This is a genomic window from Sphingobacterium sp. NPDC055431, from assembly GCF_053644255.1.
The window spans coordinates 38,596-58,577 of the sequence record NZ_JBSHLH010000009.1; the positions used below are offsets into that span (position 1 = coordinate 38,596).

The window sequence follows — 19,982 nt, forward strand, 5'->3', positions numbered from 1 at the left end:
TGTTCCAATCTATCAAAAAAATTACACCAAAGTTCCCCATAGACAAAGTTCAAAAGTTGTTCCAACATGTAATATTTCGACCGGAAAGTTTTGCACATCCGACCATCATAAGAAGAGCCTAGAATTATAGAATTCTAGGCTCTTTTTTATCTAATGAGTTATAAGAAAAATTCAAATTAGGACAAATAAAATCCCAATACCTTTTCTATTGTCTTATGTCTATTGTCTTATGTCTAATTAGAAATTATCCCCTCTTCCCTGCCAACAAATACAGAACGGCCATTCTCACGGCTACTCCGTTTTCTACTTGGTCTAGGATGATGGAATGACTGCTATCCGCTACATCCGAGGTAATTTCCACCCCACGGTTGATTGGTCCAGGGTGCATGATGACGATCTCCTTATCCAATGAATCCAAGATCTGTTTGTTCAAACCGTACAACATGGAATATTCACGCAATGAAGGGAAGTATGCAATATCCTGACGCTCCAACTGGATCCGCAACATATTAGCTACATCACACCAGTTCAAAGCTTTCATGAGGTCATGCTCAACCTTCACGCCAAGGGAGGTAATATATTTTGGAATCAAGGTAGTTGGTCCACAGACCATCACCTCAGCTCCTTGTTTCTGTAAACAAAGAATATTGGACAATGCTACCCTAGAGTGAAGGATATCTCCAATAATGGCGATTTTTTTTCCTTCAACCCCACCTAATCGCTCACGGATAGAAAATGAATCCAATAAAGCTTGGGTAGGATGTTCATGGGCACCGTCTCCAGCGTTCACGATCTGGGCATCCACATGTTTGCTCAAGAAAACACCGGCACCTGCATAAGGATGGCGCATCACGATCATGTCCACTTTCATGGCCAAGATATTGTTCACCGTATCGATCAGGGTTTCACCTTTACTTACCGAAGAAGAGGATGCTGCAAAATTGACGATATCGGCAGACAGGCGCTTTTCAGCTAATTCAAAAGAAAGACGGGTACGGGTTGAGTTCTCAAAGAACACATTGGCAATGGTAATATCACGTAAAGAAGGTACCTTTTTGATTGGTCGGTTCAGTACCTCTTTGAAATTTGCAGCCGTATCCAAGATCAATTGGATATCGTTGCTATTTAAATCCTTGATACCTAATAAATGGCGGGTACTAAGTTGTTCAGATGTTGACATTTGTTAAACAATAAAATCTTTCTATTTCTTTTCGGTGATCAACACAATACTATCGTTATCATCCACCTCTTTCCAGCTTACAATTACTTTTTGCGAATCAATGGAGTCGACCTGTATACCTATATAGTCCGGTTGGATAGGAATCTGTCTCGAAAAACGACGGTCTACCAAGACCATTAATTCAATTCTGTTCGCCCTACCAAATGCTTGGATCGCATCCATCGCAGAACGGATAGTCCTTCCGGTCCACAGTACATCATCAACCAAGATGACATCCTTGCCCTCTATTATAAAATCAATTACCGTACTGTTCGCAGCTAATGGACTGGCCCCTTTCATCCTGAAATCATCACGATAGAAAGTAATATCCAAAATACCCAATGGCACTTGAACTCCGGTCATTCCTTTGATTTCCTGTACTAATCTTTCAGCTAAATAGGTACCTCGAGGTTGAATTCCAATGATTACAGCGTTGGAGAAATCTCCATGGTTTTCAATTAATTGTTGAGACAATCGCTTGAGCGTAATCTGAAACTTCGGTCCATCTAATAATATCGATTGTTTCATCTATGGATTTATTTAGGCAAACTTAAGGCATTTTTTCCAAAAATCGTAATCTAAGCCACATTGGATTGGAAAAAATAAGGCAGCTTATTAATAAGCTGCCTAGTTGATAATCTATTATAAATTTTCACCAAGTTTTATTCAAGACCATCAATTATTCTAAAGTTAAAACTCGCTTAAACTGTTTACCATCAATTTCAAAATAGTAGTGAAATTGTGGTTTATAAATACCATTAAATCTAGATGTATAATTTATTTGCTGGTATGAATAAACTTCAAATTGTTCATTATTTACAGATCTAACAATACCATCTCCATCAACAATCTCCATCTTTAAGACTGTTATTTTCTTAATTCCATGGTTAGCAATAAAGTGTGAGATGGACGCAGTGTAATAGCCGTTTAAATTTGTAATAGAAGAAGACGTTCTTCCTACCTTTACACCCGAATCAAGGTCTTTTACTACAACTGTACAAGAACTTATGACACTTGGATTATCTTTAGAAGTTGCGATAATATCGACAGTACCTGAAGATATAGCCTTAACCAACCCATTTTGGTCCACGGTAGCAATTTTCGGATCCGTCGTACTCCAAATTATCCCTTTATTTTTGACATTATCTGGAAATACCGTTGCATAAATTGGGAATGTGTCTCCAATATCTAAACTTCTATAATTTTCACTAAGATTAATTGAAACAACCCTTGCAGGAATCACTTTGAATGAGCATGTAGAAGAAATATTAGGATTCTCTGATGATTTGGCAGTTATCTGAACTATTCCCTCAGTTTTTGCTATTACATTACCTTGTTGATCTACTGTCGCGATAGACGAATTACTTGTACTCCAAACAATACCTTTATTATGAGTATTTTCCGGACTAACTGTGGCAGTAAGACTAAATGATTGACCAGCCATAATTTCAACTTGAGTATCACTCAAAGTTATCTTTGTAGCCTTCACTGTAAAAACTTTTATTTTGGCTGTTGCGGAAATTGACCCTTCCTTACTTTTAACAGTAATAACCACTTCACCTTCCTTCTTACCCTTTACCTCTCCGTCTACAACCGAAGCGATGTTGCTATCTGAAGACTCCCATATCAAATCCTTATTTGTTGTATTCTCCGGTTTAATTTTTGCTATTAACTTAATGCTTTGACCCAATTCCACTTGACCTGAGGTAATATTCAATTCAATTGCTGAAGGTAATACTGGTTTCACAATAATTTCCATTTCGGAAAAAACATTAGTTCCTTTTATTGCCGCAGTTAGTTTTGCCTTTCCCGCTTTCAATCCTTTTACCTTTCCATCCTTTACGGTAAAAACAGAGTTATCACTTGAACCCCAGTCGATTACAAACTCACTTACATTAGTGGTATTCGGTGGATCTATTGAATATTTTACCACAACAGAATCGCCAACAAAAATATTAGGATTAACCAATTCTAACTTCAACTTTTCTGGTATCACGGGCAGGACATTTACAAGAATCCTAGCATTCATATTTTCTCCAGATATCGTTGCAGTAATTTCAGATTTACCCTCTTTTAAAGCTTTTATGACACCAAGTTCATTTACAGTAACGACATCGGTGTTTGAACTAGACCAATTATATTTTGGTTTAGGTAATTTATTTGGGTTGTGTATTACATCCAAAGTATCTGACTTTCCAATAACCAATTGAATTTCTTTTTCAATAAATTCAATTTTGGTTATTTTTTCAGGAATAGCTTCCTCCTTGTCCTTGCTACAAGAAGTAAAAAAAATGACAAATGACAAAACTACCAAGCTGTACTTAGTAAATAGAGAATAAAATTTCATAGGATAATAATTAAGTTTGATTGGGGGCAAATGTAGAAAAGTAGAAAAAAGAAAATTTACGGTTTGCCGTAATTCAATAAATTATATATTGTTATCAGTATTGGTTTTCGGAAAGGAAGTGGTTGTATGACACTTGAACCAGGATGGAAAGGATAAGAGGATGGACGAAGATCTTAAAATAACATTGGCACGCAAAACCATATTTGGACGCATTTCTGAAAAGGCGTATCGAACACGCCCGCCGCTAATGTCCTGTCATCGTTAACCGAAGGTTAACGAACTGTACGCCAACGCAGCCCTTAAACTCTTCAAGAAATTAGGCCTATACATTTGAATCAGGAAATAATCAACAAGCTATCTACAAAAAAGGATGGCCATCTTTTCAGACGGCCATCTTTATTTTATACTCTCATAATTTTATCTATCGCTCATACCAAAATATCTTGACACAAATGAATCATTAATCTTTTGATTTGGGTAATTTTTGGACAAGTACTCTATAGATTCTTTAGGCAATAAAGTAATCCTAATATCTACCTTCATTTCTGCGTCTAAATAGCTCATTAATTGACTCTTCGAATACGTCCCTGGAATAGAGACCATCCTGTCAGACCCAATAAATAATTGACCAGAACTATTATAATACTTGATAATTGATGGAGCAAACATCAACATGTACTCGCGAACCCCTACTTTATATTGTTTAATGATTTGCTTCTTATTAGTTGGATCCAGAACAAACCATTCACCTCCATTTATCCTTGCCTCATAAGTTACAATCCCATTGCTATAATATTGTTGAATATCTCCTACATTAATATAGACATCCGCAGTAGTAGAAGAATAGGTAGAAACACCAGGTATCCAAGTCGTAGAATAAACAGAACATGCATCACAATTCCTTGAATAATCAAAATTCTCTTTAATTAAGACCCTTTTCTGTAGAGTTGAAGATCCTTTTAAAGAAATTGGGGACCCCCAACCATTATTAGTTTTTGGTCCATAAAAATCCATTTTTGAAAGATCAATATAGAAATCCCCTAGATTACCGGAATAAAAACTTGGAACAGCTTTTCCACTTAGAATGGTATTACCATTTGTCCCATTAGTACCATTTAAGCCATCTGCCCCATTTTGTCCATTTTGACCGTTCTGACCATTAAGTCCATCCTTTCCATTTAATTCTATCGCTGTTCCCCAATTCCCAGATTTTTTAGGACCAAAAAGCTTTTTAGAATTTAAATTCAGGTAAAAATCACCGTCTTTCCCAATTGCACTGCTAGGATCGGTCGTTCCACTTAAAATGGTACTCCCGTTTTCACCTTTAATCCCTTGGGATCCTGCAGCACCAGGAAGACCTTGTTCACCTTGAGGACCTTGAGCACCTTCTTTTTCACAGGCAGAAAAACTTAATAATAGAGCAATGCAGATCGCATTAAATACTAATTTCATATGATTAATAATTATGTTTGATTTGCCGCAAAAGTAGCCATACAGACATATTTAAGCTTACGGTTTACCGTAATTCAATAAATTAAAAATTGTTATCGGAGGTGCTTTCTAGAGATAGATAAGGCCATTTTGACTCTTGGTTCATTCCCCGATCTTGGCCCATCCTCCAATCCTTTCAATCCTGGTTCAAATCCAAATCTTGGCCCATCCTCCGATCCTTTCCATCCTGGTTCAAATCCAAATCTTGGTCCATCCTCCAATCCTTTCAATCCTGGTTCAATTCCAAATCTTGGCCCATCCTCTTATCCCTTCCATCCTGGTTCAAATACCCGAATACATCCCCCCACAAAAAAAAGGGTTGCCGTTCGGCAACCCTTTTCCCTTTCAAAGCAAAAATCTTATTGACTTGCTGCTTCGTATAACGGTCTATAAGTTTCAAAGATCTGATTAACTTCTTTCAATAGATCTTGTTGTTTGGCATCCGTCAATACCCTTTGGTAATTCTGGATAGCTGCCAAGCCGAAACGCATATTTCTAAATTCTAGGTTAGGCTTAGTTTCAGCGATGTTCATGTAGTAAGCCATATTTTCGCGAAGGAATTTCAGGTTTCTTTTCACGATTTCATTTGCTTTCTCGGCTTCACCTGATTTGTACATAGCATCGATCAAGGAGGTATAAGAGAACACTTCCGACATCAAGTAAGGACGCTTAGGCAAATTCTCATAGGCATTGTTCACCAATTTCTTAGCCTCGGTATTCTTGCCCATTGACAATAGGTTTTGAGCCGTTTCGCCAAAGATATTACCAGCATACATGCTGATATAGCGGTATGAATCTGGATCTAGGTATTTGGAATGAGCGATATTTCCCCAAGTGAATTTGTTGATGATATTATTGTAAGTTCCCTCCACATCGGTAATCGGTCCTGAAACTTCACCTTCAGCAGCTAATGCAACTGGCATCAGGCGCATGGCAAAACCTTCAGAAACCAAGAATTTCTCTAGACCGATCATATTCTCTTCTGGAGTAGTCGAAGTAAAATAAATAGGACGCTTCCATCCGTTGTTTGCCAATAGAGCCATGATCGAAAGGTCAGCTCTGCTTACGATACCTCCACTGTAATTCCACTGCATGGTATCGACGATAGCATCTTCCCACTCTTTAGGTACTACTTTGTTAGCTATTACCGCTTGCTTATCAATCTTCAATTGCATATTCTTCGTTGGAAGGATATTTGCCCAATCTCCACTTTGCAACTGTACCTTATATTGTTGTTCATCGGAAAGCATGATTTGCAATAGATCCTCAACATCTACATAGCCAGGGATATTCATGTCACTGAAGTAGATTACATCACGAACACCATCCTTGATTTTCTCAGGATCGATGTTCAATGGCAATGCATCTGCATCATTTACTTTGTGCATCATCTGTTTCATGTACCAATCTGCACTTAATAAACTTAAGTTCACGACACGCACATCTGTACGGAAACCTTCAACCTCTTGAACATACCATAATGGATAGGTATCGTTGTCACCATAACTGAACAGGATGGCATTCGGCGCACATGATTCCAGATAATTCTTTGCCATATCACGGGCCAAGAATTTCTCCGAACGGTCATGGTCATCCCAGTTTTGGCTGGCCAATAGAACCGGTCCGCAAAGTAGGGAAACGGCAGTTGCCCCAATGGCCGCATTTTTGGCATTCACTTTCTTCGACAATAAGTCTGCAATCCAAATTACACCCATACCAACCCAGATACAGAATGCATAGAAGGAACCTGCATAGGCATAATCCCGTTCACGTGGCTGCAAAGGAGTTTGGTTTAGGTACAATACGATGGCAAGACCTGTAAAGAAGAACAATAGGGTCACTACAGAAGCATCACGTTGCTGTTTCTTGAACTGCCACATTGCCCCTAAGATTCCCAAAATCAATGGTAGGAAGAAATAGGTATTTCTACCTGCATTTTCCAATTCTGAAGTTGGAAGGGCATATTGACCTCCCAATCTTGCATTATCTATCGGTTTGATACCCGAAATCCAGTTACCTTCGGTAAATGAACCCTGCCCTTGTTGGTCATTTTGACGACCTACGAAGTTCCACATAAAGTAGCGGCTGTACATCTGTCCAATCTGATAACCAAAGAAAAACTTTAAGTTATCGACCATGGTAGGCACTTCATCCGGACCTAAATTCAAGAACTCTCTATAATAGGATTCATGTTTATCGGAATATATACGCGGAAACAAGGTACTGTGGCTCCATGTATAATCGAATTTTTTCTTCGCTACGACATATTTATTTCCGTCCTTACGGTAGATGTTTCCTGTCTCAAATACATCAGTGGGTTTAGCATCAAAGTACCTTCCTTTTAACAGAGGCTCATCGCCGTATTGTTCACGGTTCAGGTAACTTAAGAAGGTAAATACGTTGTCAGGATCAGAGTTGTTCAAAGTTGGGTTCGCCTTTGCCCTTACCATGATCATGGTAAATGAACTATATCCAAAGATTACGAATGCCAAACTCAACAAGGAAATATTCAAGATAGGTTTTACGTTTTTCCAGGAATACCAGATACCGAAAAGCAACAGACCAGCAACCAATAAAGTGAAGAAAGTAGCCCCTGTACCAAATCCAAGCCCTAGACTGTTAACAAAAAACAGGTCAGAGAATGCTGCAAATTTGATCAGAAATTGAATTACTCCCCATAAAACCACTGCTAATACAATTACCCCAATGATCAAGGCTTTGGCAATACCGCCTCCAGTAACTTTGGACGTTCTTCTGAAATAGATTACCAAGGCTATTGCTGGAATAACCAATAAGTTCAATAAGTGAACCCCAATGGATAGCCCCATCACATAAGCAATTAGGATCAACCAACGGTCTGCCCCTGGCTCATCAGCCTTAGCTTCCCATTTTAGTATGGCCCAGAACACAACTGCAGTACACAATGAAGACATGGCATAAACCTCAGACTCAACTGCTGAAAACCAGAATGTATCCGAGAAAGTATAAGCCAATGCTCCTACAACCCCTGCTCCCATGATCTTGATCAGATTACCTTCCGAGATTTCCTCTTTAGCACTCAGACTAACATAAGCTTTCTTGGCAAGTGCAGTAATGGTCCAGAACAAAAAGGTAATGGTCAAACCACTACATACTGCAGATCCCACGTTCATCCAATATGCAATTCGGGAGTTATCACCCATGGCAAGGTTGGAGAAAAGGTTTTGGATCATCAAAAATAAGGGTGCCCCCGGCTGATGCACAATTTGTAATTTGTACGCCGAAGCAATAAATTCACCTGTATCCCACCAGCTTGTTGTCTTTTCAAGCGTCAAAATGTAAGTCAGTGTAGCAATAATACCCACTACCCATCCTAACAGGTTATTGATTTTTTTATAGTTCATACTAAAATATAGAAGGGTTTTCTAAAAATTATGCTTCGAAAATAAGGAATACAAATTATAATTAGACAAATAGTTTCTAATTTCTAGCAGTAAAAACCCATAATCTTAGCTACCGATAGTCTAATGAAAGATAAAGTGAAAAAATATCGGCTTGAAAATCAGTATATTTAATAATTAACGCACTTTTTTATTTGCAGAATAGAAAACTCGACGTATATTTGCATCGTCAAAAGGGAACAACCCGATGACAAAACCACAAAAGTTTGCCCAATAGTATAATGGTAGTACGACGGTTTTTGGTGCCGTTTGTCTTGGTTCGAATCCAGGTTGGGCAACTCAAAAAAAGGCTTGAAACAATGTTTCGAGCCTTTTTTGGTTTATTGGAAAACTGAAATACCAAAATTTTTAAAACCCTAACAAATAGCCATTTGACACGAATAGCAAAAAATTAGGATTTCAGCAGAATCTACTCTATCCTAAACCTACATACAATCTAATCTTATTCTGCAAAACAGAAGTTTCAGTCTTGCCTTTATCCCACTCTTATTCGAGACATATTCGAGAATTCATCGAAAATACTAAGCCGAATTGTTAACTATTGATTAGGTCATTTTGCGAATTTTCGGAATATGTCTCGAATAAGGTCAATATATAACCCAAAATATCTGCTTAATACCAGCTAGGAATAAGCTAAATATACCGATGCAGAAATGCTATATTAGAGTATTATGGATCTGTACCCTCCTATTATTAGGTATTTTTTAATGCGAGTTATTTAAGCATATTTGACTTTTGCTACTCACATGAAAAAAAGCTTCTACCTTTTTCTTTTTCTTCATATCAGCATTGGGGTATTAGGACAGCAATCCTTAAAGCCAAACCCGATTGTGGATAGCTTAATCCATATACAAAAAACGGGTAAAACAGACAGCATCAAAGCGCGAGCAAACTTTTTGCTTTCTGATTATTACTATAAAGATACAACACTCTCCAAGTCCTACCTAGAGTCGGGAAGAAAGTTAATACAGAACAACAATTTCCTGATTGGTCTTTACCACCATTATTATGCAGGCATCTATTTTTACCTAGATTCTGAAATTGCCATTCGGGAATATAAATCCGCTATTGAGTACTTTGAAAAGGCACACAGCAAGGAAAGTCTTGCCTTTCAGGCGAAATCATGGCATAATATCGGGGTGCAATACCAGTTCCTTGGAGAGCCTAAAAGGTTTATGGAAATCTTGATCGACCATAGCATCCCCCTTTCCCAAAAGGCACAGGACCATGGACAGACTGCACTCTATTTTGGCGAGATCGGAATGATGCTCATGAATAATCAGGATTACCAGACTGCTTCCCAATATTTTCACAAAGGATTAAAGACCATGGAGGCTCATCCGCCCGTAGATCAGGCAGATCATCTGGAAATACTCGTCAATACCGCCCGGAATTTTCTATTCCTAAAAAAACTGGATTCCGCAAAAATATTTATTGACAGAGCGGAACAAGTCGCTATGGAAATCAGGGACAACAGCCTTTACTATGATTTCATTGCCGTTAAGTCCAATCACCTTAATGAATCGAAGCAGTTCTTAGCCGCAAAAAAATTATTGTTACCCGCAATTGAATCTGCAAAGAGGGACAATGTATCCGATTCGCATACCTATAAAATCAATGCGCTTTACTTCCAGCTGTACAAGGCCTATTTTGGCAGCAACAATTTCCTACAGGCTAAGGACGCTCTTTACCAAGGCATGAAATACGAGCCCTATAAATCGGCCATCAACACGGTTATTCGATATTCCAAACTGGCCGAGGTTTATGAGAAACTTCATGATTACCCATCGGCCTATAGATATGCGCGGCAGGCCTTTCAGATCAGGGACTCCGTCTATAATGAGGATTCCAGGAAGGAAATCAATGCCATGGAAAAAAGATTGCAATTATCACAAAAGGAAAGACAGATCAACCAACTCAAATCAGACAACGAGCAGATCAGTTTAATCCACAAAAATCAACAGTTAATACACAGTTTAATAGCAGTAGGGAGTTTTATTCTGCTTTTGCTGGTTCTTTTCTTGATCTATGTTTTCCAAAACAATAGACGAACGAATAAAATAAAGCTCAATATGTTGGAGCAACAGAATAAAATCGAGGTGGCACAGGCCGTCATGCATGCTGAGGAGAATGAAAGGCATAGGATAGCTCGAGAATTGCATGATGGATTGGGTGGAACCTTATCAGCCATCAAGTATAAACTATCGATGGACTCTGAGAGCAATACGCCGGCATTGATGAAGGAAATCAACAAGCAATTAGAAAACTCGATATCAGACCTCAGGGGCATTTCCAGGAACATGATGCCCGGCACCTTAATACAGTCTGGATTGGATATAGCACTCAAAGATCTTTGTGCATCCTTAGCCACTGAACACCTACAGGTGGAATATCATTCCTTTACAATCCAGGACAGCCTTTCAAAAGACAAACAACTAAATATCTATAGGATTATCCAAGAATTGCTGACCAATAGCATCCGGCATGCTGAGGCTAGTAAGATCTTGGTTCAGTGCAGTCAGGCGGAAAATAAATTTTTCATAATGCTTGAGGATAATGGCAAAGGATTTGACAAAGATATCTTGAAAAACAACATGGGGATGGGAATTAACAATATCAGAAGAAGGATTGATCTGATGCAGGGAATTTTTGAATTGGATTCCACGATTTCCGAAGGGACAACGGTTAATATTGAATTAAATGTCTGAAGGAAGGAAAAAACTAGCATTAGTCGACGATCATCCTATCGTAATTGAGGGACTTAAATCAGTTCTGTCCAAATGGAACAGGCAATATGATTTAATCTGTTTCTCTAATGGCCTTTCTATTTTAAATTACTTGCATGATCATCATATCGATATTGTCCTATTGGACATTTCTCTGCCAGACATCAATGGCCTGGAAGTCTGCAAAAAAATAAAGATAGAAAGTCCGAGGACAAAGGTCATAGGGTTAAGTAATCAAGCTGAGTACAGCGTAATCTCCATGATGCTTGAAAACGGAGCTTCGGGCTTTCTGCTCAAGGAGGTTCCTTCGCAAGAAATTATGGAAGGATTGGATCAAGTGGTAAGAGGTGAAACCGCTTTGAGTGCTGAGGTCAAGAACATCCTGTCCAGCCAATCGAAGCAGACGCAGAGTTTGCCTTCACTTACGAAACGGGAAAAGCAATTGATACAATTGTTGGCCCAGGGAAAAACGACCAGCAAAATTGCTTCTGAGCTATCCTTGAGCAAATTTACAGTAGATACATACCGTAAGAATCTTTTGCAAAAGTTCAATGTCAAAAACAGCAGTGAACTATTGGTGTTACTCATAGAGAACAAGATGATATAATTCCTTGATAACAAACGCATCAAAATTTAAAAAAGAGCGAAAAGGATGTAAGGATATTGTAGGCAATCCCCATTCATATTTTATATTCTGAAACATTTATCTAACTTTGCGGCTACATAAAGTTAACAGGCTCAAAAGAAGCTTTAAAATGCTGCAGAAATCGAAATATCAATATAAAAACCCCAATAAATCATTTCACCATGCCTTTGCAATTTAACACCGTAAAATTATTTGCTGGTTCAGGAACTTTAGAACTAGCAGGCAAGATTTCAAAATCTTACGGAAAACCCCTAGGAGACATGACTTTGTCGAAGTTTTCTGACGGCGAAATTCAACCATTCTACAACGAGTCCGTTCGCGGTAGTGATGTGTTTTTAATCCAATCTACCAATCAACCCACAGACAATCTATTAGAGTTATTGTTGATGATCGATGCAGCTAAGCGTGCTTCAGCGCATTACATCACGGTAGTTGTTCCCTATTTTGGGTATGCACGTCAGGATCGTAAGGACAAACCACGTGTTGCAATAGGAGCAAAAATGATCGCAAACCTAATCACTGCTGCTGGCGCACACCGCATCATGACCATGGACTTGCATGCTGCTCAGATTCAAGGATTCTTCGATATCCCTGTTGATCACTTAGATGGTGCCATTATCTTCGTTCCATATATCAAATCATTGAAATTGGAAAACTTGATGATCGCTTCTCCAGACATGGGTGGATCTTACAGAGCCCGTACTTTTGCTAAATTCTTCAATGCAGAGGTTGTTATCTGTGACAAACGCAGAAAACGTGCTAATGAAATTGAATCGATGTCCATCATCGGTGATGTTACAGGACAGGATGTGGTATTGATCGATGATATCTGTGACACTGCAGGTACGCTTTCAAAAGCTGCTGCCCTGATCATGGAAAATGGCGCAAGATCTGTTCGCGCAGTATGTACACATGCTGTATTATCAGGTAAAGCATATGAAACCATTGAAAACTCCGTATTATCAGAAATGATTGTTACCGATACGATCCAACTGAATCCGGAGAAGGCTGCTCAAAGCACAAAAATCAAGGTTCTTTCTACCGCAGATCTATTTGCAAATGCTATCAAGAATGTAAATGAACATGGTTCTATTTCGGATTTATTCGACGTTAAATAAACCATTATTCTCATAGAACAAGGGAAAGGATGCTTCAAAAAGGCATCCTTTCTTCTTTTTGGAGATGTAGCCCACAGATTAACAGCAATTTATTTTCGCATTAGGGCCAAAAAATCTTTCAGCAATTCAATTTAATGATTATCTTTGCACCTCAAATTTTAATATATTAAAACATGAAATCAATTGCTATTAGCGGTTCTGCAAGACAGAACGTAGGGAAAAGAGATGCTAAGGAATTGCGTTACGAGGGAAAAATCCCTGCAGTTCTTTACGGTGGTAAAGAACAAACACATTTCTCGGTATCCGCAGCTGATTTGAAACCAGTTCTTTACACTCCAGAAGTTATCTTCGTAGAATTGGAAATCGGTGGCAAAAAATCAAAAGCTATCGTTCAAGAAGCTCAATTCCATCCATTAACTGACGAAGTTACTCACGTAGACTTCTTACAATTATTTGATGACAAAGAAGTTTCTGTGAACATTCCAATCAAATTGGTAGGTACTTCTCCAGGTGTTAAAATGGGTGGTAAATTAGTTCAAAAATTACGTAACCTTCGCGTTAAAGCTCTTCCTAACAACTTACCTCAAGAAATCGAGGTTCCTATGGAAGGTCTTGAAGTTGGTAAATCTTACCGTGTAGGCCAAGTAGCTTTAACTGATGCTAAAGTATTAAACAACGCTGACGATACGATCGTTTCCGTTACTATGTCACGTGCTCTTCGTCAAGCTGAGCAAGAAGCTGCGAAAGCTGCTAAAGGTGGTAAAAAATAATTTACTGGCACAGTATAAAAAAATTGAAGGCATCGAAATATCGATGCCTTCTTTGTTCAAACTAAATATATAAGAGTTAAATGTTTCCTAGATCTTGGATGCTTCTTTTTCAATAGCATCTATGGTTGGCCCATAATCGACCCCTAAACCTTCCTGTTGGTAGACCAATTCGCCCTGAGCATTGAATAAGCTGATGATATTGGAATGCGAGAAATCAATTGGCGATATCTGTTTATAATTCACCGCCAAGGTTGCTGCAAACTCCCGAGTATCTTCCTCATTGGACCTCAGGAATATCCATTGCTCCCCATCCATTTCATTTTCAATGGCAAATTGCTTGAGCCTTTCCGGTGTATCGACCTTTGGATCAATACTGACCAATAAGAATTTGATCTTGTCCTTGTTCTTGGACTTCACCGTTTTTTCAATATGGCGCATATCGGCGACCAATCTTGGGCATGCAGCCTTACAGGATGTATAGATCATGACCGCGACCACGACATTTCCCTTTAGATCTTTCAGCTCCATTTCTTCCCCATTCTGGTTGGTCCAATGCGAGGGAAGGTTATAAACGGAGAGGTCAGAAAGAGAGTCCGTCAGGGTAGGCTGTTTGAGCTCTACCTGGGTACTCGTTTCAGGATTCTGGCAAGCTTGAGCCAATAACCCAAACGCAAACAAGGCCATTAATAAATTCTTCATCATATCATTATCTATTTTACATCTCTTGCGCAGCGAAAACCAAGGTTTCTACTGCTATAGGAAGCTTTCATGCTTCCCCGAAAAGCATAGCGCATAAATGCAGCGTAATTCATCAGGTCGGAGGCATTTACAGAAGCCCCTCCGCAGAACAGGTTCCCATCTTCCCCTTTATCCTTCCTGGACTCGCCAGTCAAGAAGATACTGTTAAAATCGGAAGTCCATTCCCAGACCAATCCATGCATATCATATACTCCCCAATAATTCTTAAAGGTACTCCCGACTTCATTATTATAGGTCTTAGCCGTCTCATACCAACTTAGGATATATTGATTATAGGATTTTTTGGTCCTGGCATCCATGGTTTTGGCATCCGACATCGCGGCATATTCCCATTCATCCATGGTCGGCAAGCGCATTCCTTTACTTTCACAGAACTTTTTGGCGGCATACCAGGACACATTGGTCACTGGAGACTTTGCCTTTGCGGGTGCATAATCAAAATCAGACTTCCAATAAGCCAAGTAGCTTTTATCAGCAAACAATTTTTTGATCTGCGATTTGCTATAGCTTTTATTTGTCTCTAAAAATTCCAGGTAGTCCTGATTGGTGACAGGGAAGACATCCAGATAGAAAGCTTTCACTGCAACGGGACGCTTATCGGCAGTACCATATAATGGCACATAGCTACCCTTTTTAATCAGGACCATATCTTGTGCTTGGGCGGCATGAAAACTGAGCAGGCCCAACAGTAGATATCTAAAAATTTTCCACATCATCAATTCTCCTAGAGTCTGGGGAAGCTACATCACAGCTCCCAAACAATATTATTTTGCGCGACGATCCCTCACATTAATAGGAGTTACGAAAGTCTTATTATTGTCCCAATTGTTATATACATAGTTCAACACATCGGCAACTTCTTGATCAGACAAAGCCTGTCCAGGCATGACTGAGTTATATTTCTCGCCATTGACGGTTATCTCACCCTTCAAACCGAACAAGACCGCATCGATTGCTTTTTCTTTATTGTTGTTCAAGAAATCAGACTTTGCCAATGGAGGGAATACACCTTTGATCCCTTGTCCTTCACTCTGGTGACAAGCCAAACAGGTTCTGCCAAAGATTGCTTTTCCATCTGCAATGGATTGATTTGGTGTTTTGGCAATAACGGATGTTTTCTTAGCCTTTTTAGGCATATGTTGAATGGTACCTCCTTCTGGCAGATAGATTCCTTCCATGATTTTACCCGAATAGATCTGGTGGTTTTCTTCACCTTCCACTTTCAGCATACCCAAGGCACCTTTGTTGAAGGCACGGAATATGGAGTGATCCACCAACACCAGGGTACCCGGTACTTCGACCTTAAACTCTACCATGGCGGCACCACCTGCGGGAATCAGGGTTGTTTGGACATTTTCGTTGATCAGATCACCGCCTTCCACATGCACTCTATCAAATATTTCACCGATAACATGGAAAGAGGAAACTAAGTTAGGACCACCATTTCCAACGAAAAGACGGATGGTTTCACCAACTTTGGCCTGAAGGGCATTTTCATTGACCAAAGCACTTACATTACCATTGAAAACTACATAATCAGCTTCTTCTTTGATGGCTTTATTCATATCAAATGCCTGTAAGCCTTGCTCACCATAGGAACCTTCGGTGTAGAAATCACCCTGCATCACATAAAATTCCTTATCCACTGGAGGCAATCCACCTTCTGGTTCGACAAGGATCAAACCGTACATTCCATTGGCAATGTGCATACCTACAGGTGCTGTAGCACAGTGATAAACAAAAAGACCAGGGTTCAAGCACTTAAAGGAAAATGAAACCTCATGCCCAGGGGCAACCAATGAGGATTCAGCACCACCACCAGGACCTGTTACGGCATGTAAGTCAATATTGTGAGGCAGTTTGTTGTCGGGATGGTTTTTAAGCAAAAAGTCAACCTCATCCCCTACTCTGGCACGAATAAACTGGCCAGGAACGGAACCTCCAAAAGTCCAATAGGTATATTTAACCCCATCGACCATCTCACCTTCTAATTCCAATATTTCAAGGCTTACTTTTAGTTTTGCAGCATCTCGTTTACCGACAGGTTTCGGCACTAAGGGTGGCGAAGTAAGCTCCGCTACGATTTCCCCTTTGACCGGAATCTTGGTCGTATCGATCTGTTTATTTTCTGCAGAATGCTTACAGGCAGTAAATGCCATGGTAACCCCCAATAGTATACTAAATAAAGTGACTTTGTTTTTCATGTTTCAGCATTATTGTTAATTAATCTTCCTCTTTCTTAATAATTAAAAATACCGCAAAATTGAGTGTTTTTAAATGACACTAACCATACAAAAAAGTGGCCTTCATTACATTTTCATGACAAAATTCCTGACGAAAATCATGCACCATAAAAGCTGGCTAAAAACGGAAAAAAGAGGCTTTGGGAGAGCCTCTTTTTTCAATAAAAAATTTATTCAACGGTGTTTAAGGATTTTTGCTGGCGCAAAAATTGAGTCAAAATTTATGGAGAATCTTATTTCGTATTTTCCTCTAATCGGATGGATTTGGGAAATAGGATATTGTTTTCTAAGTGTATATGTTTATGCAGGTCTTGTTCAAAGTCGCGGAGCATATCAAAGGCAACACGATAGGTATTGCAGGCATCTTCTGGTGCAGTATAATTGTCTGTCAATTCAGCAATTTTTGCAAAGCGGCCACCTTCAGTTTCGTGTTCATGGATCATCATACTGATCGGGTTCTGAACGGAGCCGAATCCTGGCTGAACATAGGCTGCTGGATTTGATTTTGTTTCCTCTAATTTTTCAATATATGGGAACAGAATCTTTTCTTCTTTTTCCAAATGATGACCTAGGTCCACCGCACTTTCTTCGAACAATTTATTGATTTCATAGAGTTCAGGATGTCTTTCACCATGTACACGAGCCACTTTATTTAGGTAAGCCAAAAGGACCGGTGTTTTTTCCCGCACATATCTATGATGTGTTTTTACGATATAGGATACCAATAAATCCGAAGGCCATGAATTGAAATCTATTTGCTCGCCGGCAGATTCATTCAATACATTGTTTAGGTCATCCAATAAGCTATCCTTATTGATTCCTTTTTTATCGGCAACTGTTCCTATGGCAACTTGGCCACCACAACAGAAGTCCATTCCATACTTGGTAAATACAGCAGCTGTTTTAAAATTCTTTGCCACTACATTACCGATTTTTTCATTTATTAAGTTTTCCATGATTTTATTGTTTATTATTTTTAAGTGTTAAATCAAATACAAACCAAGCACATGCAAATACCCCGATGGCAAAAACGATGTCCCCAGGGGTCCGCATCCATTTCAGGAATACCATTCCAGGTTCTTGCATCAACTCGGCCGAACGGGCATACCACATACCCTGCCCAATACTTTCAATGGCTTGCCAGATTCCTACAGGCAGCAAACTGAGGAGCGCCATTCCCAGCAATCCGATATTTAAGCTCCAGAAACCGACCTTGATCAATTTATCATTCCATTTGACATCGCGATACAGGCTTCGAAGTACAAAAAGCATCAAGCCAATCCCAAGCATTCCATAGACACCGAATAATGCGGTGTGACCATGTAAAGGCGTGGTATTTAAGCCTTGCACAAAATAAAGTGCAATTGGCGGATTGATGATAAATCCAAAAACTCCTGCTCCCAGGAAGTTCCAGAACGCAACGGAAATCAAGAAATAGATCGGCCATTTGTAATCTTCCAACCATTTTGTGGCTTTTGAAATCTTATAGTTATGGTAGGCTTCAAATCCAATGATGGTCAACGGAACAACTTCCAAAGCACTGAAGGTGGCACCCAAGGCCATAACTGCAGTTGGCGTTCCTGAGAAATATAAATGGTGAAAGGTTCCGAGGATACCGCCCGACAGGAATATGATGGTGGAGAACAATACACTGGAAGTTGCACTCTTAGGTTTCAATAATCCTAAGCGAACGAACAGGAATGCCATAACCACGGTTGCAAATACTTCGAAGAAACCTTCTACCCATAAATGCACTACCCACCAGCGCCAATATTCCGCAATGGCTAAATTTGTCTGTCTGCCCCACATCAGACCTGCTCCATAGAACAGTGCGATGGCCGAACAGGAAATAAGGAACATCACGATCAGGTTCTTTTCTTCGCCACCATTTTTCAAGATCGGCAACAATGGTCTCACCATTAAGGCTAGCCAGACGAAGAGCCCAACGAAAAGGAAAATCTGCCAGAACCTTCCTAGGTCCACATATTCATAGCCTTGATGGCCAAACCAGAAGTTTTGGACCAAGTCCAGTTTTTGCATGACACCGTACCATTGCCCAACCATGGAACCAACCACGATGATCAGTAGCGCGATAAAAAGAAAGTTCACGCCGAAGACCTGGAATTTAGGGTCCTTTCCGGAAACTGCTGGCGCAATGTAAAGCCCTGTAGCCAACCATGCGGTTGCAATCCAGAAGATGGCTAATTGGGTGTGCCAGGTACGGGTAACCGAATAAGGAAGGAATTGATCGATCGGAATTCCGTACAGTCCATCCCCTTCTACACCATAGTGAGCAGTGACAATCCCTAAACCGACCTGAACCAGCATCAAGAGACTGACTACCCAGAAGTATTTCTTCACCAACTTCATGGATGGTGTAACCCCCTGTCTCAACAAAGGATCTTCAGCTGGATAGAGCAGTTCATCTTCTGCCCCGGCCCTAACTTGCCATAAAACCAATGCACCCACACAAAAGATCAATAAGATGATACTTACTCCTGACCAAGCTAATAGGTCCATGGTCATTTCGTTGCCCACTAATTTTTCGTTAGGCCAGTTATGAGTATATGAAACCTTAGAATCGGGCCTTTCGGTCACTGTCGCCCAAGTAGCCCAGAAGAAAAAGGCATTCATCTTATGCATCCTTGCTTCATCCTTAATGGAATTCACCGGAATGGCATAATCCTTTCTCAATTGGTCGAATTTGGGATCATTGGTAAATAACCCTTTGTAATACTCAGAAAGTGCTTTGATGGCAGATACTCGATCAGAATCAACAGTAATGGTATTCCTAGCTGCATCGAAGGTATTCTTCCTGATCTTAGATTTTAAGCGGGTAGCCAACATGGCCTGTTGATCTTCGCCTATTTCATCATATGGTTTAGAAAATTCATTATTTGCATAGATGTCCAATATATATAAGGCTTCGCGGTGCAACCAATCTGCAGTCCAGTCTGGAGCGACATAAGCACCATGACCCCAAATGGAACCTACTTCTTGACCACCTATACTTTGCCAAATATTCTGTCCATCCTTAATATCTTGTTCCGTAAAAATAGTTTCTCCAGATTCATCGACGATTTTTTCTGGAATTGGCGGGGAAACTTGGTAGATCTCATAACCGTAGTATAGCAGTACTGAAAATGACAATACTACCACGAGGATAAAGGCCCACCATAATTTTTTCTCTCTTTTCATTCTTTAAAGGCTTTAGCATGATAAG

Annotated in this window: 14 protein-coding genes and 1 tRNA gene; 5 read left to right on the top strand and 10 right to left on the bottom strand. The window is 39.7% G+C overall.

The annotated features are described in order from the left end of the window. Positions 1-244: 244 nt before the first annotated feature. From ACWIB3_RS09910 to ACWIB3_RS09930, 5 genes are all read right to left on the bottom strand, one after another. A complete protein-coding gene (locus ACWIB3_RS09910; RefSeq protein ID WP_185213448.1) occupies positions 245-1,180 on the bottom strand; it encodes an aspartate carbamoyltransferase catalytic subunit in 936 nt (311 codons plus the stop codon). A gap of 21 nt (positions 1,181-1,201) precedes the next feature. Beyond that, positions 1,202-1,747 (bottom strand): bifunctional pyr operon transcriptional regulator/uracil phosphoribosyltransferase PyrR, encoded by a 546-nt coding sequence (gene pyrR / locus ACWIB3_RS09915; protein WP_185213447.1) that lies wholly within the window; start codon positions 1,745-1,747, stop codon positions 1,202-1,204. A gap of 151 nt (positions 1,748-1,898) precedes the next feature. Continuing rightward, positions 1,899-3,566: an Ig-like domain-containing protein gene (locus ACWIB3_RS09920; protein ID WP_454291503.1), complete on the bottom strand. Its 1,668-nt coding sequence runs from the start codon at positions 3,564-3,566 to the stop codon at positions 1,899-1,901. A gap of 417 nt (positions 3,567-3,983) precedes the next feature. Beyond that, a complete protein-coding gene (locus ACWIB3_RS09925) occupies positions 3,984-5,018 on the bottom strand; it encodes a collagen-like triple helix repeat-containing protein (protein WP_454291504.1) in 1,035 nt (344 codons plus the stop codon). A 398-nt stretch (positions 5,019-5,416) separates the two neighbouring features. Beyond that, a complete protein-coding gene (locus ACWIB3_RS09930; protein WP_254529483.1) occupies positions 5,417-8,440 on the bottom strand; it encodes a glycosyltransferase family 117 protein in 3,024 nt (1,007 codons plus the stop codon). Positions 8,441-8,704: 264 nt separating this feature from the next. Between ACWIB3_RS09930 and ACWIB3_RS09935 the strand changes: the two genes are divergently transcribed. The 5 genes from ACWIB3_RS09935 to ACWIB3_RS09955 all read left to right on the top strand — a co-directional run bounded on the left by ACWIB3_RS09935 (position 8,705) and on the right by ACWIB3_RS09955 (position 13,757). Then, positions 8,705-8,775: transfer RNA gene (locus ACWIB3_RS09935), tRNA-Gln, on the top strand. A 468-nt stretch (positions 8,776-9,243) separates the two neighbouring features. Next, entirely contained in the window at positions 9,244-11,205 is a 1,962-nt protein-coding gene (locus ACWIB3_RS09940; protein ID WP_454291505.1) for a tetratricopeptide repeat-containing sensor histidine kinase, read from the top strand. Continuing rightward, positions 11,198-11,830, top strand: coding sequence for a response regulator (locus ACWIB3_RS09945; protein ID WP_185217735.1), 633 nt, complete (start codon positions 11,198-11,200; stop codon positions 11,828-11,830). Before ACWIB3_RS09940 ends, ACWIB3_RS09945 begins: the two co-directional genes overlap by 8 nt. Positions 11,831-12,030: 200 nt before the next feature. Beyond that, positions 12,031-12,987, top strand: coding sequence for a ribose-phosphate pyrophosphokinase (locus ACWIB3_RS09950; RefSeq protein ID WP_185213442.1), 957 nt, complete (start codon positions 12,031-12,033; stop codon positions 12,985-12,987). Positions 12,988-13,160: 173 nt separating this feature from the next. Further along, positions 13,161-13,757 carry a 50S ribosomal protein L25/general stress protein Ctc gene (locus ACWIB3_RS09955; RefSeq protein WP_185213441.1) on the top strand — a complete coding sequence of 199 codons (597 nt, stop codon included), beginning with the start codon at positions 13,161-13,163 and terminating at the stop codon, positions 13,755-13,757. An 87-nt stretch (positions 13,758-13,844) separates the two neighbouring features. Here ACWIB3_RS09955 and ACWIB3_RS09960 read toward each other — a convergent pair whose 3' ends face one another. From ACWIB3_RS09960 to ACWIB3_RS09980, 5 genes are all read right to left on the bottom strand, one after another. Next, positions 13,845-14,459: an SCO family protein gene (locus ACWIB3_RS09960; RefSeq protein ID WP_454291506.1), complete on the bottom strand. Its 615-nt coding sequence runs from the start codon at positions 14,457-14,459 to the stop codon at positions 13,845-13,847. 8 nt (positions 14,460-14,467) lie between these two features. Next, on the bottom strand, positions 14,468-15,232 hold the full coding sequence (locus ACWIB3_RS09965) for a formylglycine-generating enzyme family protein (protein ID WP_313261768.1): 765 nt from the start codon (positions 15,230-15,232) through the stop codon (positions 14,468-14,470). A 48-nt stretch (positions 15,233-15,280) separates the two neighbouring features. Continuing rightward, entirely contained in the window at positions 15,281-16,720 is a 1,440-nt protein-coding gene (nirK, locus tag ACWIB3_RS09970) for a copper-containing nitrite reductase (RefSeq protein WP_313261766.1), read from the bottom strand. 272 nt (positions 16,721-16,992) lie between these two features. Further along, a complete protein-coding gene (gene ric / locus ACWIB3_RS09975; RefSeq protein ID WP_185213439.1) occupies positions 16,993-17,715 on the bottom strand; it encodes an iron-sulfur cluster repair di-iron protein in 723 nt (240 codons plus the stop codon). Between the two features lie 4 nt (positions 17,716-17,719). Beyond that, the gene (locus tag ACWIB3_RS09980) at positions 17,720-19,957 is read right to left on the bottom strand and encodes a nitric-oxide reductase large subunit (RefSeq protein ID WP_454291507.1); all 2,238 of its coding nucleotides are present in this window, start codon (positions 19,955-19,957) and stop codon (positions 17,720-17,722) included. Positions 19,958-19,982 lie beyond the last annotated feature (25 nt).

Coding starts and splice junctions, on each gene's coding strand:
- pyrR (WP_185213447.1), bottom strand. CDS start 1,747: ATGAAACAATCGATATTATTAGATGGACCGAAGTTTCAGATTACGCTC.
- ACWIB3_RS09910 (WP_185213448.1), bottom strand. CDS start 1,180: ATGTCAACATCTGAACAACTTAGTACCCGCCATTTATTAGGTATCAAG.
- ACWIB3_RS09950 (WP_185213442.1), top strand. CDS start 12,031: ATGCCTTTGCAATTTAACACCGTAAAATTATTTGCTGGTTCAGGAACT.
- ric (WP_185213439.1), bottom strand. CDS start 17,715: ATGGAAAACTTAATAAATGAAAAAATCGGTAATGTAGTGGCAAAGAAT.
- ACWIB3_RS09940 (WP_454291505.1), top strand. CDS start 9,244: ATGAAAAAAAGCTTCTACCTTTTTCTTTTTCTTCATATCAGCATTGGG.
- ACWIB3_RS09930 (WP_254529483.1), bottom strand. CDS start 8,440: ATGAACTATAAAAAAATCAATAACCTGTTAGGATGGGTAGTGGGTATT.
- ACWIB3_RS09965 (WP_313261768.1), bottom strand. CDS start 15,232: ATGATGTGGAAAATTTTTAGATATCTACTGTTGGGCCTGCTCAGTTTT.
- ACWIB3_RS09980 (WP_454291507.1), bottom strand. CDS start 19,957: ATGAAAAGAGAGAAAAAATTATGGTGGGCCTTTATCCTCGTGGTAGTA.
- ACWIB3_RS09960 (WP_454291506.1), bottom strand. CDS start 14,459: ATGATGAAGAATTTATTAATGGCCTTGTTTGCGTTTGGGTTATTGGCT.
- ACWIB3_RS09920 (WP_454291503.1), bottom strand. CDS start 3,566: ATGAAATTTTATTCTCTATTTACTAAGTACAGCTTGGTAGTTTTGTCA.
- ACWIB3_RS09945 (WP_185217735.1), top strand. CDS start 11,198: ATGTCTGAAGGAAGGAAAAAACTAGCATTAGTCGACGATCATCCTATC.
- ACWIB3_RS09955 (WP_185213441.1), top strand. CDS start 13,161: ATGAAATCAATTGCTATTAGCGGTTCTGCAAGACAGAACGTAGGGAAA.
- ACWIB3_RS09925 (WP_454291504.1), bottom strand. CDS start 5,018: ATGAAATTAGTATTTAATGCGATCTGCATTGCTCTATTATTAAGTTTT.
- nirK (WP_313261766.1), bottom strand. CDS start 16,720: ATGAAAAACAAAGTCACTTTATTTAGTATACTATTGGGGGTTACCATG.